The sequence below is a fragment of the Streptomyces sp. SYP-A7185 genome, from assembly GCF_046103685.1.
Taxonomy (GTDB): Bacteria; Actinomycetota; Actinomycetes; order Streptomycetales; family Streptomycetaceae; genus Streptomyces.
This window is the reverse complement of the sequence record NZ_CP122310.1, coordinates 3440182-3453348: the sequence shown is the minus strand read 5'-3', so window position 1 is coordinate 3453348 and position 13167 is coordinate 3440182. Positions and strand designations below refer to the sequence as shown.

The 13167-nt window shown below is 72.1% G+C and carries 13 protein-coding genes; 6 read left to right on the top strand and 7 right to left on the bottom strand.

Translation table 11 applies throughout. The features are described from left to right. Nucleotides 1-33: 33 nt before the first annotated feature. Nucleotides 34-819, bottom strand: a complete 786-nt coding sequence (locus tag QBL25_RS15215; protein WP_409057574.1) for an aminotransferase class IV family protein — start codon at nt 817-819, stop codon at nt 34-36. Between the two features lie 606 nt (nt 820-1425). Here QBL25_RS15215 and QBL25_RS15210 point away from each other — a divergent pair. Next, on the top strand, nt 1426-2100 hold the full coding sequence (locus QBL25_RS15210; protein WP_409057573.1) for an NADPH-dependent FMN reductase: 675 nt from the start codon (nt 1426-1428) through the stop codon (nt 2098-2100). A gap of 53 nt (nt 2101-2153) precedes the next feature. On the opposite strand, the gene QBL25_RS15205 is transcribed toward QBL25_RS15210, so the two are convergent. From QBL25_RS15205 to QBL25_RS15190, 4 genes are all read right to left on the bottom strand, one after another. Next, a complete protein-coding gene (locus tag QBL25_RS15205; RefSeq protein ID WP_409057572.1) occupies nt 2154-2984 on the bottom strand; it encodes a TetR/AcrR family transcriptional regulator in 831 nt (276 codons plus the stop codon). Further along, nucleotides 2981-3775 (bottom strand): TetR/AcrR family transcriptional regulator, encoded by a 795-nt coding sequence (locus tag QBL25_RS15200; protein WP_409057571.1) that lies wholly within the window; start codon nt 3773-3775, stop codon nt 2981-2983. The genes QBL25_RS15205 and QBL25_RS15200 overlap by 4 nt, the downstream gene beginning before the upstream one ends. A gap of 207 nt (nt 3776-3982) precedes the next feature. Further along, a complete protein-coding gene (locus QBL25_RS15195; protein ID WP_409057570.1) occupies nt 3983-5257 on the bottom strand; it encodes a phthiocerol/phthiodiolone dimycocerosyl transferase family protein in 1275 nt (424 codons plus the stop codon). Nucleotides 5258-5326: 69 nt separating this feature from the next. Then, complete coding sequence (locus QBL25_RS15190) at nt 5327-5956, bottom strand: DUF3159 domain-containing protein (RefSeq protein WP_409057569.1); 630 nt, start codon at nt 5954-5956, stop codon at nt 5327-5329. 410 nt (nt 5957-6366) lie between these two features. Here QBL25_RS15190 and QBL25_RS15185 point away from each other — a divergent pair, with 410 nt between their 5' ends. Together QBL25_RS15185 and QBL25_RS15180 are read left to right on the top strand one after the other, a co-directional pair. Further along, the gene (locus tag QBL25_RS15185; protein WP_409057568.1) at nt 6367-8358 is read left to right on the top strand and encodes an alpha/beta fold hydrolase; all 1992 of its coding nucleotides are present in this window, start codon (nt 6367-6369) and stop codon (nt 8356-8358) included. Between the two features lie 168 nt (nt 8359-8526). Next, on the top strand, nt 8527-9183 hold the full coding sequence (locus QBL25_RS15180) for a GOLPH3/VPS74 family protein (protein ID WP_409057567.1): 657 nt from the start codon (nt 8527-8529) through the stop codon (nt 9181-9183). 71 nt (nt 9184-9254) lie between these two features. Here the strand turns inward: QBL25_RS15180 and QBL25_RS15175 are convergent, their stop codons facing one another. Together QBL25_RS15175 and QBL25_RS15170 are read right to left on the bottom strand one after the other, a co-directional pair. After that, nucleotides 9255-10538 carry an ATP-binding protein gene (locus tag QBL25_RS15175; RefSeq protein ID WP_409057566.1) on the bottom strand — a complete coding sequence of 428 codons (1284 nt, stop codon included), beginning with the start codon at nt 10536-10538 and terminating at the stop codon, nt 9255-9257. Further along, on the bottom strand, nt 10535-11368 hold the full coding sequence (locus QBL25_RS15170; RefSeq protein ID WP_409057565.1) for a hypothetical protein: 834 nt from the start codon (nt 11366-11368) through the stop codon (nt 10535-10537). The genes QBL25_RS15175 and QBL25_RS15170 overlap by 4 nt, the downstream gene beginning before the upstream one ends. A 365-nt stretch (nt 11369-11733) precedes the next feature. Here QBL25_RS15170 and cutA point away from each other — a divergent pair, with 365 nt between their 5' ends. The 3 genes from cutA to QBL25_RS15155 all read left to right on the top strand — a co-directional run bounded on the left by cutA (nt 11734) and on the right by QBL25_RS15155 (nt 13119). Then, entirely contained in the window at nt 11734-12114 is a 381-nt protein-coding gene (cutA, locus tag QBL25_RS15165; RefSeq protein ID WP_409057564.1) for a divalent-cation tolerance protein CutA, read from the top strand. Continuing rightward, nucleotides 12111-12554: a gamma-glutamylcyclotransferase family protein gene (locus tag QBL25_RS15160; protein ID WP_409057563.1), complete on the top strand. Its 444-nt coding sequence runs from the start codon at nt 12111-12113 to the stop codon at nt 12552-12554. The genes cutA and QBL25_RS15160 overlap by 4 nt, the downstream gene beginning before the upstream one ends. A gap of 268 nt (nt 12555-12822) precedes the next feature. Further along, nucleotides 12823-13119 carry a DUF6355 family natural product biosynthesis protein gene (locus QBL25_RS15155; protein ID WP_409057562.1) on the top strand — a complete coding sequence of 99 codons (297 nt, stop codon included), beginning with the start codon at nt 12823-12825 and terminating at the stop codon, nt 13117-13119. Nucleotides 13120-13167 lie beyond the last annotated feature (48 nt).

Here is a 13167-nt window from a genome sequence, read left to right as displayed (position 1 = left end):
GGCGGGCCTGCGCCCGGCCGGTCTGAGCCCGCCTCAGACGGCGTCCCAGGGCACGTCGGCGTAGAGCCCCGCGAGCGTCCCCATCAGTTTCCCGTCGACCGCGAACTCCGTGTCGTCGATCCGGCGCACCGGCGCGATGCCCCGCGCGTTGGTGACGAACGCAGCCGTGTACGAGGAGAGGTCCGCGAGCGTGACCGGGGCCCGGCGCGAGGGATACCCGGCGGCCGGGAGCAGCGGTTCGAGCAGCCGCATGGTGACGCCTTCCAGGCAGGGGGCGTCGGGCCAGACCACCTCCGTGCCGTCGAAGAAGCCGATGTTCGTGACGGCGCCCTCGCTGATCGTTCCGTCGGAGGCCGTGAGCAGCGCGTCGTCGAAACCCGCCCGGCGGGCGAGCTCCCCGTGCCGGGCCTGTCCGAAGCCGCCCAGGTGCTTGATGTGCGGGAAGGGCCGCTGGTACGGCACGGACCGCAGGGCCTGCGGGCTCTCGGAGATCCCGCCGGGCGCCCGGACGGTGACCGTGACGGACGGCTCGCCCTCGGGTGCGTGGACGTGGACGCGTACGGAGGCATCGGTGATGTCGTCCCGGAGCACGTGCCGGACGAGCCCGCGGATGTACTCGCCGTCCAGCTCCCGGCCGAAGAGCTCCCGGGTGGCCGCGTCGAGCCGCTCCAGATGCAGCCCGAGCCCTCGCGTCGCACCGCCCCTGACCTGCATGGCGGTGAAGTGCCCGACGCCCCCGAGCGCGGCCCACACGAGCCGGTCGGCGGTGACGGCCCGCCCGTCGATCTCAAGGCGCTGAAGAGGCGAGGGAGTTGTCATGGGGGTCACGGTACGACGTGGGGGAGGTGCGGGTCAGGGACAGGGCAGGGCAGGGGTGGGGCAGGGGTTGTGGCGAGGGTGGGGCAAGCGTGGGGGAGCGGCTGGGGGCCGACGGACTCGCCGCGGGAGGGGGCGGCTGATGAGCCGGGTGGGCTTGCGGGGGGAGGGGGTGCTGATGAGCCCGGCGAGCTCGCAGCGGGAGGGGGTGGCGAAGAGCCCTGCGGAGTTGCAGTGGGAGGGGGGCCGAAGAGCGGGGTGGGTTTGCAGTGGGAGGGCGGCTGAAGAGCGGGGTGGGTTTGCAGTGGGAGGGCGGCTGAAGAGCCGGGTGGGTTTGCAGTGGGAGGGCGGCTGAAGAGCTGGGTGGGTTTGCAGTGGAAGGGGATGGCCGATGAGCCCGGTGGACTTGCAGCGGGAGGGAGGGCGAAGAGTCATGCGGAGTTGCAGCGGGAGGGCGAAGAGTCCTGCGGAGTTGCAGTGGGAGGGGGTCGCCGGGGGTCCGGTGAGTTCGTCGTGAAGGGGAGCGGACGGGGTCGGTGGACTTCGTTGTAGGAGGTGCTTGACCTCAACCTAGGTTGAGCGTCGAGGCTCTCTCTTATGACGCAGAACATGAATGCCGCTGATTCCTCGTCCACCTCTACGCCCGCATCCACCTCTACGCCTACATCAACCTCCACCACCCCCTTCGCCGACACCGCTACGCCCGCCACGCCCCTCCGCGTGGCCGTCATCGTCGGGAGCAACCGCGAAGGACGCTTCGGGCCGATCGTCGCCGACTGGCTGCTGGCCCGGATCCAGGAGCACGGGGACTTCGAGGTCGACGTCATCGACCTCGCCGACTCCCACCTGCCGACCTCGCTCTCCTTCAACCCGTCACCCGAGACGCTCGCCGAGCTCGGCAAGGTCACGCCGAAGCTGGCGGCCGCCGACGCCTTCGTCGTGCTCACCCCCGAGTACAACCACTCCTACCCCGCGTCCCTCAAGAGCCTCATCGACTGGCACAACGCGGAATGGCAGGCCAAGCCCCTCGCCTTCGTCTCCTACGGAGGGCTCTCGGGCGGCCTGCGTGCGGTCGAGCACCTGCGGCCCGTCTTCGCCGAGCTGCACACCATGACGATCCGCGACACCGTCTCCTTCCACAACGCCGGGGGCCAGTTCGCCGACGACGGCACCCACAAGGACCCGACCGCCGCGAACGCCGCCGCCAAGTCGATGCTCGACCAGCTCCACTGGTGGGCCTGGGCACTCCGCAGCGCCAAGGAGGTCCGCCCGTACGGAAGGTGAGGCGGGCCCCGGCACTTGGGATGGATGGCGGCCGAGGATCCTCCCCAGCGCGGTCACGTAAGCTCCGCCGCCTCAGCCTCTGCCTTCGTCGCCTCAGGGGCCACCGCGTCGCCGATCGCGCCCGCGGTGGCTTCGCGTACCGCCCGTGCCAGGCGTCGGATGACGTCGTCCGCGAAGTCCGCCGGGGTTTCGGGAACGGCACCGCGCGGCCCGCCCGCGCCGAGCCCTTCGTTGACGATCCGGAAGGCGGCGGCGACCGCCGCCCCGTGCAGCCGCGCCGTGAGGTCACCGGCGGGGAGTCCGAGACGCCTCGCGATGATCGTGGTCATTTCGCGCTCCACGTGGTCGTAGGCCATGAGCCAGGCCGTACGGATCGCCGGTTCACGGCCCGCGAGCCGGACCACCTCGACCGCGAGCAGGGCGTCGGCACGCCGGACGGCATCGGCAGCGCTCCCGTACCCCGTGCCGGGGGCGGTGCTCCCGTACCCCGTGCCGGGGGCGGTGCTCCCGTACCCCGTGCCGGGGGCGGTGCTCCCGTACCCCGTGCCGACGGAGGCGCTCCCGTAACCCGTGCCGGTGGTGGCGCTCCCGTACCTGAGCGCCTCCGCGGCGAGATGGTCCTCCAGGGAGAGGTGGCGCGGCCAGCTGCGCAACGCGCCCATCTCCCATTCCACGCCCTCGATCACGATGGGCTCGGCGCAGCTCTCCTTGCTGCGGAAGTGACGCCAGATGGTGCGCGTCGACAGGCCGACCGCCGCGGCGATCCGGTCCCCGCTGGTCGCGGCCACGCCACGGTCGCAGAACAGGCGGCAGGCGGCACGGGAGATCTCGAGCCGCAGCCGACGCCGCCGCCGGTCGCTCGGGTTCCCTGCCGCCGGCCTCAAGAGTTCTCCACGGTCGGGGCTACTGGTTCGACCGGTCCGACCGCTCCGACCGGATCCGTGGCAGCGCCGCCTGTGTCCGCCACGGCAAGCCCACCCACCCCAGCAAGCCCACCCACCCCAGCACCCCCACTCACCCCAGCAAGCCCACCCGCCGCAACGCGCGCCTCCGTCCTCGCGATCGGATCCCCCACGGCCCCTCCCGTCGCCCCGCGGACGGCGCTCGCCACGCGGACCGAGGCGTCGGTGAACTCCGCGGGGTCGGCCCCGTCGAGGAGAGCCGCGCCGATGTGCTCGTTGATCACCCGGAGGACCGCGGAAGCCGCGGCGGCGTGCAGGCGTACCCGGAGGTCCGTGGCCGGGAGCCCGAGGCGCTCGGCGACGATCTCGGCCATCTCGCGCTCCACCTGGTCACAGGCCATCAGCCAGGCGGTCCGCAGGGCAGGTTCCGTGTCGGCAAGCCGGATCATCCGTACCGCGAGGGCGTTGTCGGCCCGCTCGACGGGGCTCGCCTCCCGGCGGAACCGGCTCGCCTCCGCGGCGAAGTGCTCCTCAAGAGAGAGGTCCGCGGGCCAGCCGCGCAGCGTGCTCATCTCCCACTCGACGCCTTGCGTCACGATGGGCTCGGCGCAGCTCTCCTTGCTGCGGAAGTGACGCCAGATGGTGCGGGTGGAGAGGCCGACCGCATCGGCGATCTGATCGCCGGTGGTGGCGTCCACGCCCTGCGCCCAGAACAGCCGGGAGGCTTCCCGGGAGATCTCCAGGCGCAGCTTGTGGCGCCGCTGCCCGCTCATTCCGTTGGCACCACGCCTGGCCGCCACCATGCCGATCCCGATCCTCTCCACTCGTGTCGCGCACACCGGCCCCCGCCTCCCATCCCCGGCCCTCATCCCTCTGCCTCCCATCCCCGGCCCCCGCCCCCCGCCTCCCATCCCCGGCCCCCGCCCCCCGTCTCCCGTCCCCGCGCCCGTGCTCCACGCCCGCGCCCGTCCCCCGTACGCTCAGCCCCCGCAGGCTTCGGCCAGTACGGCGGCCATCTCCCCGACGAGTCCGGCCACGGGATCATGGGTGAGTTCCGTCATCCGGAGCCGTCCGGCGACGGTGACGACGCCTAGCACGTGCTCCCCGCGCAACTGCGTGATCTGCCCGGGGCCCCACAGGGCGGTGAGCGTGTCCGCGCCCCGTGACCGTGGCCGCGCCACACCGAGGTTGGTGATCTGGATGTCGGCGGCGGTGGCCGCGCCCATCATCGCCTCGGCTTCGTCCGCGCTGGTGGGGCCGTGTTCCACCAGCGCCGCACCGGCGGCCTTGAGGGCGCCCGGAGCGCGCTGCACCGCGAGCGAGGCGCGGGCCCCGCGGGCGAGCTTCCAGAAGTCGTCCGCCTCGTGCGCCTCGCTCGCCGTCCGGGCCCCGGCGAAGCGGTTGACCACCTCGTCGGGCAGACCGCAGGCCCGGCGCAGGTCCATCGGGGTCAGTATCCGTACGAACTCCCGTCCGCGCCGGTGGAACACCACCGCTGCGGCGGCGCAGAGCGCGGCGTGCACCGAGGTGCTCTCCCGGCGGCAGCGGTCGACGAGGCGGGTGGTCAGCTCCCGGTCGAGCGCCAGGGCCTGGAGGTGCGGCACCTCCCCGGAGAACGGGGCGAGTTCGCCGACCGCTCCCATGCGCGGATCGTCCGCCGCGGGCGACGGGGCATCCGTGACGTCCGGGGCGTTGGAGGTGTCCGGAGTGCTCAAGGTGCCCGTCGGCTCCTGGGCCTTGACCTCGCGGGCCAGCAGGTCTTCCAGCGGTTCCGGTACGCCGCCGGGGGCCAGTTCCGCGCCGTCCAGGACCGCCACCAGGTCCAGCAGGGCCCGCAGCCCGCCGACCCCGTCGGTGATCTGGTGGGCGAACGTCAGCACGATGGCGCACCGCGGGCCCCGGGGCAGCAGGACGGCACGTACCGAAGAGGTCCCCGGTACCGGGGAGATGGGGCGGGTCTGCTCGTCGGCCACCACCGTCTGCCAGGGCGTGCCCTCGGCGAGGGTCGTCACCGGGATCGCGGCCCCGGTCGTCCGGTAGACGGCCACGGGCTCCGTACGGTCCACCGTCACCCCGAGCATCGGGTGCAGGCGCCCCAGCTCCACCAACGCGGCGGCCAGCTCGGCCGGCGCCACGGGCCGGTCGATCTCGGCGACCAGGGAGAACTGGAGGGGGTTGCGGCGCATGTAGAAGTCGATGGTGCGCTCGAACGCTCCCAGCGGTCGGACTGCTTCTCCTTGGCTCGTCGTCGCCATGCCGTTCCTTCTTTCCGGGTGGGGGCTTTCCGGGGGTTTTCCGGGGGTTTTCCGCGCGAGAAGGGAAGGTCAGTCCTGCTTGGCGGGCAGCAAGCCCAGTGCCTTCAGGCGCTTGTTCGAGCTCCGGGCGGCCCAGGCGACCACCAGGAGGGCCAGGGCGAGCAGCGGGAAGCCCATGGCGATCTTCGCGAAGCCCAGCGAACCGACCTGGTCGGTCGCGTAGAAGTACTGCTGGACGGCGAACCGCGCACCGAAGACGGCGGCGAGCACCAGGGTGGCGATGTCGTAGTAGAGCCGCGAGCGCTTGTCCGCGCGCCATACGTTGCCCTTGCCGGACGCCATGTTCCAGATCACGCCGGCCAGCGGCCACCGCACCAGGACGGAGGCGAGGAAGGCGACGGCGCCGGCCAGGCTCGCCCAGATGCCGATGAGGAAGTAGTCCTTGGCGGAGCCGGTGAACCAGACGATGCCCGCGGCGATCACGACGCCGAACACACCGCCGATCGCGGGCTGCACCGATTCCTTGCGCATCAGCCGCAGCACCCCGATGGCCACCGCGAAGGCGAGGGCGGTGACGACCGCCACCCGCATGCCGCCGACGCTGTTGGCGACGACGAACGCCAGCGCGGGCAGCGCGGAGTAGATGACTCCTTCGGTCCCTCCCGCCTGGTCGAGGGCCGAGGGGCGCTGCCGGGGCACTCCCGCCTGCCCCGTCTGCCCCGCCGGCCTCGATTGCCCTGCCTGTCCCGCCTGAGCTGCGTGCCTTGCCTGCTCCGCATGTGCGTCGGACTGCGTGTCGGACTGTGTCGCCAGGAAGCTCTTGGCCTTCATGGTGGTCAGTTCTCCCGAGTTCGTCTGGGGGGCAAGTTGCGATGTCGCTGTGTCACTAAGTGATAGCTTGACATTAAGTGACAGTACTGGCCACCCCTACTGGATGTGACCCACGTCACGTAAGGGTTGCTCCGGTCTGAGTCCCTGCCCCCGATCGCCGTTTTTAGAGGGGGCTTGCAGTGTGTGTCACTTAGTGACAGTGTCATTAAGTGACAGGCGGGCCGCTCGGCCCCGCTTCCTCGCGCCGCCACCAGGCGCCCACCGCAGGAAGGACCGACATGGCACAGCGGGAGACCATCTCCGTCGAGGAATTCTTCGCACCGCCGCCCCGCGCGAAGGTCACCCTCTCGCCGGACGGCAGGCAGCTGGCGTATCTGGCGCTCTGGAAGAACCGCATGAACGTCTGGATCGAGAGCGTCGACGCACCGGGGGACGCCCGGTGCGTGACCACCGAGGACCGCGGAGTGGTGAGTTACCACTGGACCCGCGACCCGCGGTGGCTCCTCTACACCCGGGACCAGGGCGGCGACGAGAACCTGCACCTCTACCGCGTGGACCTGACGGACCCGGAGGCCGCCGCGGTGGACCTCACCCCCTATCCCGGGGTGCGGACCGTCGGCCTCGACCTGCCCGTCGACCGGCCCGGCAAGGTCGTCACCCAGCTGAACCTGCGCGACCGTGCCCGCTTCGACCTGGTCGAGCTGGACATCGCCACCGGCGCCCTCACGACCCTCGCCCAGAGCCCCGACGGCGTCGAGGGCTGGCTGTACAGCGAGCGCGAACCGTTCGCCCTGGCGACCACGGCCGACGGCGACATCTCGCTCTCCCGGTGGGACGGCGCGACGGGCGCCCTTGACCCGGTGGCACTGTTCGACGGCGACGACGCTCCCCTGGGGGTCTACCCCTTGGAGGCCACCCCGGACGGCACCGGTGTGTGGGTGGGTTCGTACCGCGGGAGCGACCGCCTCCGCCTGGCCCGGATCGACCTGGCCACCGGCGAGGAGCACGAGGTCGACTCCCACCCGACGTTCGACCTGGACACCCGCGCGCGGGTGTTTCCCGCCCTGCCCTCTCCCCTGATCCGCGACCGGCGTACGGGCGAGCTGATCGGCGTCCGGTACCTGGGGGAGCGGCAGGTCGTCCACGCGCTCGACCCGCACTTCGCCGCGGTCCTCGCCAACCTGGAGAAGCTGTCCGACGGCGATCTCGCCGCACTGTCCTCCGACGAGAGCGGACAGCGCTGGGTGGCCGCCTTCACCCACGACCGGGACCCCGGGGTCACCTTCCTCTACGACCACACCACCGGCGAGAGCCGCTTCCTCCACCGGGCCAAGCCCGACCTCGACCCCGAGGCCCTCGCGCCGATGTGCCCGGTGTCGATCACCTCCCGCGACGGTCTGACCCTGCCCTCGCACCTGACGCTGCCGGTCGGCGTCGAACCGTCCCGGCTGCCGCTGGTCCTGTTCGTCCACGGCGGCCCCTGGTCCCGGGACAGCTGGGGGTACAACCCCGCCGCGCAGCTCCTCGCCAGCCGTGGCTGCGCGGTGCTCCAGGTCAACTTCCGGGGCTCCACCGGCTATGGCAAGGCGTTCACCAAGGCGGCCGTGGGGGAGTTCGCCGGCAAGATGCACGACGACCTCGTCGACGGCGTGCGGTGGGCGGTCGACCAGGGGTACGCCGACCCGGACCGCGTGGCGATCATGGGCGGCTCCTACGGCGGCTACGCGTCACTGGTCGGCGTCACCTTCACCCCGGACCTCTTCGCCGCGGCGATCGACGTCGTGGGGATCTCGGACCTGGCCAACTTCATGCGCAACCAGCCCGACTTCGTGAAGCCGATGCTCTCCTACAACTGGTTCACGTACGTCGGTGACCCGGCCGACCCCGAGCAGGAGGCCGACATGCTGGCCCGCTCCCCGATCAGCCACGTCGACCGCATCCGCACGCCGCTGATGGTGGTGCACGGCGCCAACGACGCCCGCGTCGTCCTCGCCGAGTCCGACCGGCTCGTCGACGCCCTGCGCGCGCGGGACGTCCCCGTCGAGTACATCGTCATGGAGGACGAGGGCCACGCCATCGAGAACCCGGAGAACGTGATCACCCTCTACGCCGCGGCCGAACGCTTCCTGACCGAACACCTGCGCCTCGAAGCCCGCGAGGAGACCGGCGGGGGACCCCGCCAGGGACCCCGCGAGGGGATGCATGAGGGGATGCATGAGGGGACGGATGAGGGGACGCATGGGTCGCGCACGGAGACCCGCGAGGCCTGAGAGGGCCGCAGGGGCATCCCCTCCGGACCTCATCCCCGTCCCCTCCTCCTCCCTTCCCCCTCCTCACCCCTCACCCCTCACCCCTTCCCCCTCCCCATCTCCGTCCGCCTCGCTTCCTTCATCCTTCGTCCTTCGTCCTTCATCCTTCTCACGTTCACGGGAGACGCCATGCTCGCCGCCACCCTGCCGCAACAGCTCTATCTGCTCTGCTACACCGTGGACAAAGGCAAGTTCCAGCTCGACAACCTGCAAGGCCGCGGCCAGTTGCTGCGTGCGGGCGCCCTGACCGAGCTGGCGCGCGACGGACGGCTCGACGCCGCGGGCGGGAAGGTGATCCGCACCCCCGGCACGGCTCCGGACGATCCCTTTGCCGCCTCGGTCTGGGCCGACCTGCCCGACAGCAAGCCGAAGGGCTGGCTCCAGTTCGTGCACAACAAGGCCCACACCGCGGAGACGCCGGTCCGCGACCAGCTCGCCGCCGCGGGGGAAGTGACCGTGTCCCGCGGCAAGGTGATGGGGCTCATCCCCGCCGACCGGGTCACCGTCACGCACCCCAAGGAGGTGCACGCCCTCCAGGAGCGGGTGCGCGCCACCGTGCTCGACGGCACCGACCCGGCGTCCATCCCGCTGGAGGAGCTGACCATGGCCGTGTTCGCGGTCGAGCTCGAACTGACCTGCGTGTGGAGCCGGTCGGACCTCCGCACCCACAAGCAGCCGCTCAAGACGCTCGCCGGGCGGTACGACGAGATCGTCCCCGGCCTGCGCAAGGCGCTGCGCGACTCGTATCTGTCGAGCCGGGCGGTCGGCGGCGGCTGGAGCGCCTGACCTCTTGCAGCGCCCGACCTCGCGGAGTGCCCGGCCTCTTGGAGTGCCCGGCCTCTTGCGGCGCCTGACCTCTATGCCTCCGGCAGGTGTACCTCCGCCACCGCGCCGCCGCTCTCCGCGTTGCGCAGCGCCACGCGGGCGCCGATCACCTGGGCCTGGCCCAACGCGATGGTCAGGCCGAGCCCCGTGCCCTGGCCGCGCTCGCTGCTGCCGGTCTGGAAGCGCCGGGGGCCGTCCCGCAGGAGGTGTTCGGGGAAGCCGGGGCCGTGGTCGCTCACCGTGACCACGGGCCCTGCCACCCGTACGTCGATCGGATCGGCCCCGTGCCTGCGGGCGTTGGCGACGAGGTTGGCGATGATCCGCTCCAGGCGGCGCGCGTCGGTCCGTACGAGCGCGTCGTGCGTGTCGTCCGCCACCGCGAACCGGACCGGGCACCCCGACCGCTGCACGATCCCCTCGGTCAGCGCGCCCAGCGGATGTGTGTCGAGGTCGGGCCGCTCCACCTCCGCGTCGAGCCGGGCCACTTCGAGCAGGTCCTCGGTGAGGTCGCGCAGGGCGAGCACCCGGTCGCGCACGAGTTCCGTGGGGCGGCTCTGCGGCAGGAGTTCGGCCGCGGTGTGCAGGCCGGTCAGCGGGGTGCGCAGCTCGTGGGCGACGTCCGCGGTGAAGCGCTGCTCGGCCTCCAGGCGCTGCTGCAAGGAAGCCGCCATCGTGTCGACCGCGGTGGCGAGTTCGGCCACTTCGTCCTTGCCTGGCCGGCTGCCCGGCGCGCGCGGATGGTCGATACGGGCGTCCAGTTCGCCCTGGCTGATCCGGCGCGCGATGGCCGCGGCGGTCCGCAGTTCGCGGCTCAGGCGGCTGGCGAGTGCCGCGCCGCCGAGCGCCGCGAGGATGACGACGACGGCCCCCGACGCCATCAGCTGCTGGTCGAACTCCGCCATTTCCGCGCTCTGTTCGTCCAGCGGCTCGCGCACCGACAGGACGTGGTCGCCGACCGGTCGCGCCGCCCAGACGACGGGGTGGCCGGCGCTCATGTCGAGGTAGGTGGTCCGCCGGCCGTCCAGCGCGGCGGTCCGCAGCGACGCGGGCAGACCGGGGGCGTCGAGGGCGGCGTCGATGCACTTGTCGCCGGTGTCGACCTGCCCCGTCAGCTCGTACAGCTGGCGCACCCGAACCAGTTGCGCGACGGCCCCCGACCTGGCGCTCGCGGAGACCTGTTCGAGGCGTGCCTGGTGGACGAGGATCCCGATGGCGACGGCGACGACCGCACAGCCGAGCGCCAGCAGTGCGGCGATCTTCCAGCGCAGGCCGAGGGCGTTCAGCGCGGCGCGGGCGCGCTGGACGAGGGCCCTCATCTCCGCCCGTCCGTGCCGGCTTCGGGTGCCGGGTCCGGGCGGGACGCCGCTCCCGCGTGAGGCGCCGTGCCCGACCGCTTGATGCGGCCCGGCAGTTCGGGGGTCGGCGTCGGCGTCGGCATCATCGGGGGAGTCGGCGTCGTCGGGGGAGTCGGGGCCGTCGGCCGGGAGCCGTCGGAGTCCGGGGTCTTCTTGTAGCTCTTGTTGTCGCTCACCGTGGACATCCGTACGCCGTCCCAGTGGTACCGCACGGCCTGCTGGCCGCCGTCCGCGCACCAGCTGCGCACCAGCAGGTCCTGGCCGAGCGTCTCGATGCTCACGCGCTTCCCCGCGGTGAAGAGGACCGGATACACGTGACCGTCACGCTCCTTGTAGACGGCGAGCACGCTGCGGCCGCTCTCCGTGTCGGCGGCCACGAGCAGCTCGGGGTGCCCGTCGCCGGTCAGGTCCATCAGGAGCGGGGGGCGGATCCCGGCCTGTCCGGGGTGGTTGATCTCGCCTCGGTCGGCCAGCGGTTTCATTCGCGGGTCGGCCCGCAGGATCGTGCGGAAGTCCTCCGTGCGCAGCCCGTCGTCGCCCAGCACCGGGAGTCCCTTCAGGGCTTCCGGGGGCGGCTGGTGGGTCGCGGTGTCGGCGCCGGGCGCCTCGGGCGACGTGCTGGTCCAGGCGGGCCAGAGCGGTTCGGGGCGCGGCTGCACGGACACGGACGGCGCGGGTTCGCCCGGGTCGAGCCCGTCCACGCTGCCGCAGCCGGCCAGCACGACGGCTGCCGTGGCGGTGAGGACGGCGGCGCGGCGCAGGAGGCGGCGGTGGGGGCAGGAAAGGTTCATGGCCTTACCGACGGTAGGAAGCGACCATCACGGAAAACGGGAGATTGTGTAACAGGAGGGTGCGTACGGGGCGGAATCGCGGAGATCGGGACCTTCGACCAGGCCGGTTTCCCCTGCTGTCCCGCCTCGTCCTTCGCCGCCCCTCGCTGTCCCGCCGCCCCTCGCCGTCCCTCACTGGCCCGAGCCGCCCCGCGCCGTCCCTTTTCCGGCTTCCCGAGCCCCGCCTCCCTGCCTGGCCTGCCCCGTCCGGCCTTGTCCCTCCCCGTAACGGACCCTGCGCCGCAACGGGCCCTGCCCCACAACAGACCCTGCCCCGCAACGCACCCCGCGCCCGGCCCTGCGCGCGCCCCGGCGAGAATCGGCCCATGACGTCGACGCGTGCCACCGGATCAGGCTCCGAACCCGCACTCACACCCGCGCCCGCACGGGCTGCGGTCCTCACCGTGCTGACCACCACCGACACCGCCCAGAAGGCGGAGGACCTCGCGAGCGGCGCGATCGCGGCGCGGGTCGCCGCCTGCGCGCAGATCAACGGACCCGTCCTCTCGGTCTACCGGTGGGAGGGTGCCGTCGAGACCGCGCGCGAGTGGCAGGTGCTGTTCAAGACGGCCGCCGCGCGGTACGACGCCCTTGAGGCCTGGCTGACCGAGGCCCACGACTACGACACCCCCGAGATCATCGCGACCCCGGTCGTACGGGGGAGCGCGGCCTACCTGGAGTGGGTGGAGCAGGAGACGGCCCCATGACGACGATACCGGAGGAGGCCCGGCTGCCGTTCTTCGTCTACGGAACGCTGCGGCCGGGGGAGTGCAACCACGCCGTCTACGTGCGCGGCAGGGCCGAGACGGAGTCGCCCGCCCGGCTCCCGGGGGCCGTCCTCTATGCGGGGCCCGGCTACCCGTATCTGGTCGAGGACCCCGAAAGCGGCCCGGTGCACGGCGAGTTGATCACCGCGCTCGCGTCCGCCTACGACCGGCTCCTCGTCGATCTCGACGTACTGGAGGAGTGCGCGCCGGGCGACCCCCGCAGCCTGTACGAGCGCGTGGTGCGCGAGGTGGTCCTGCCGGACGGGGGGACGGCATGCGCGTGGGTGTACGTGGCGGCGCCACGTGTGGCGGCGGGCCTGCGCGCTTCGGGAACGGTGATCGCGGGAGGCGACTGGGGCTCCTTCCGGACGTGTGGGTGAGGCGGGTGGGTGACGCGATGGGTGACGCGTGGGTGGCGCGGTGGATGGTCTTGGGCAGGCACGCCGCGCACGTCGCGTGCGGCCCGAGTCGCCCCGCAAATGCGCAGCTCAAACGCTCGCGCACTCGATCCGGTGGACTCCCTCACCCGTGCGAGCGACTCACGCGAACCACTTGATCACGAAGAGTTGCCCTTGTGGCACTCTCCGTGTGCACCAGTCGGTGCGCGAGTCGGTGCGTGAGCACCACGTCCTTTGCAGGAGTTGCCCCATGAGCCTTCGCCGTTCGCTGCCGGTCCTCGTCGGCGCCGTAGCCCTCACCCTCGGCCTCCCCGTGGCGGCCGCCGCGTCCGCTCACGCCCCGACCGCCGCGATGAACCCCTGCGGGTTCTACGAGACCGGCAGCGACGCCTTCTACAACCACTGCACGAGCGACGGTTCGAACGTCGTCATCAAGGTGGAGGTGGCGCTGGCCCCCGACTACGAGCGCTGTGTCGGCCCGGGCCAGAGCTGGCTGGGATCGGCGAGCAAGATCCAGGGCGCGTACTACACGGGCCGCACCTGCTGAGGTCCCGTACGGACAGGACCTGAGATCCCGTGGTCCCGTACGTACAGG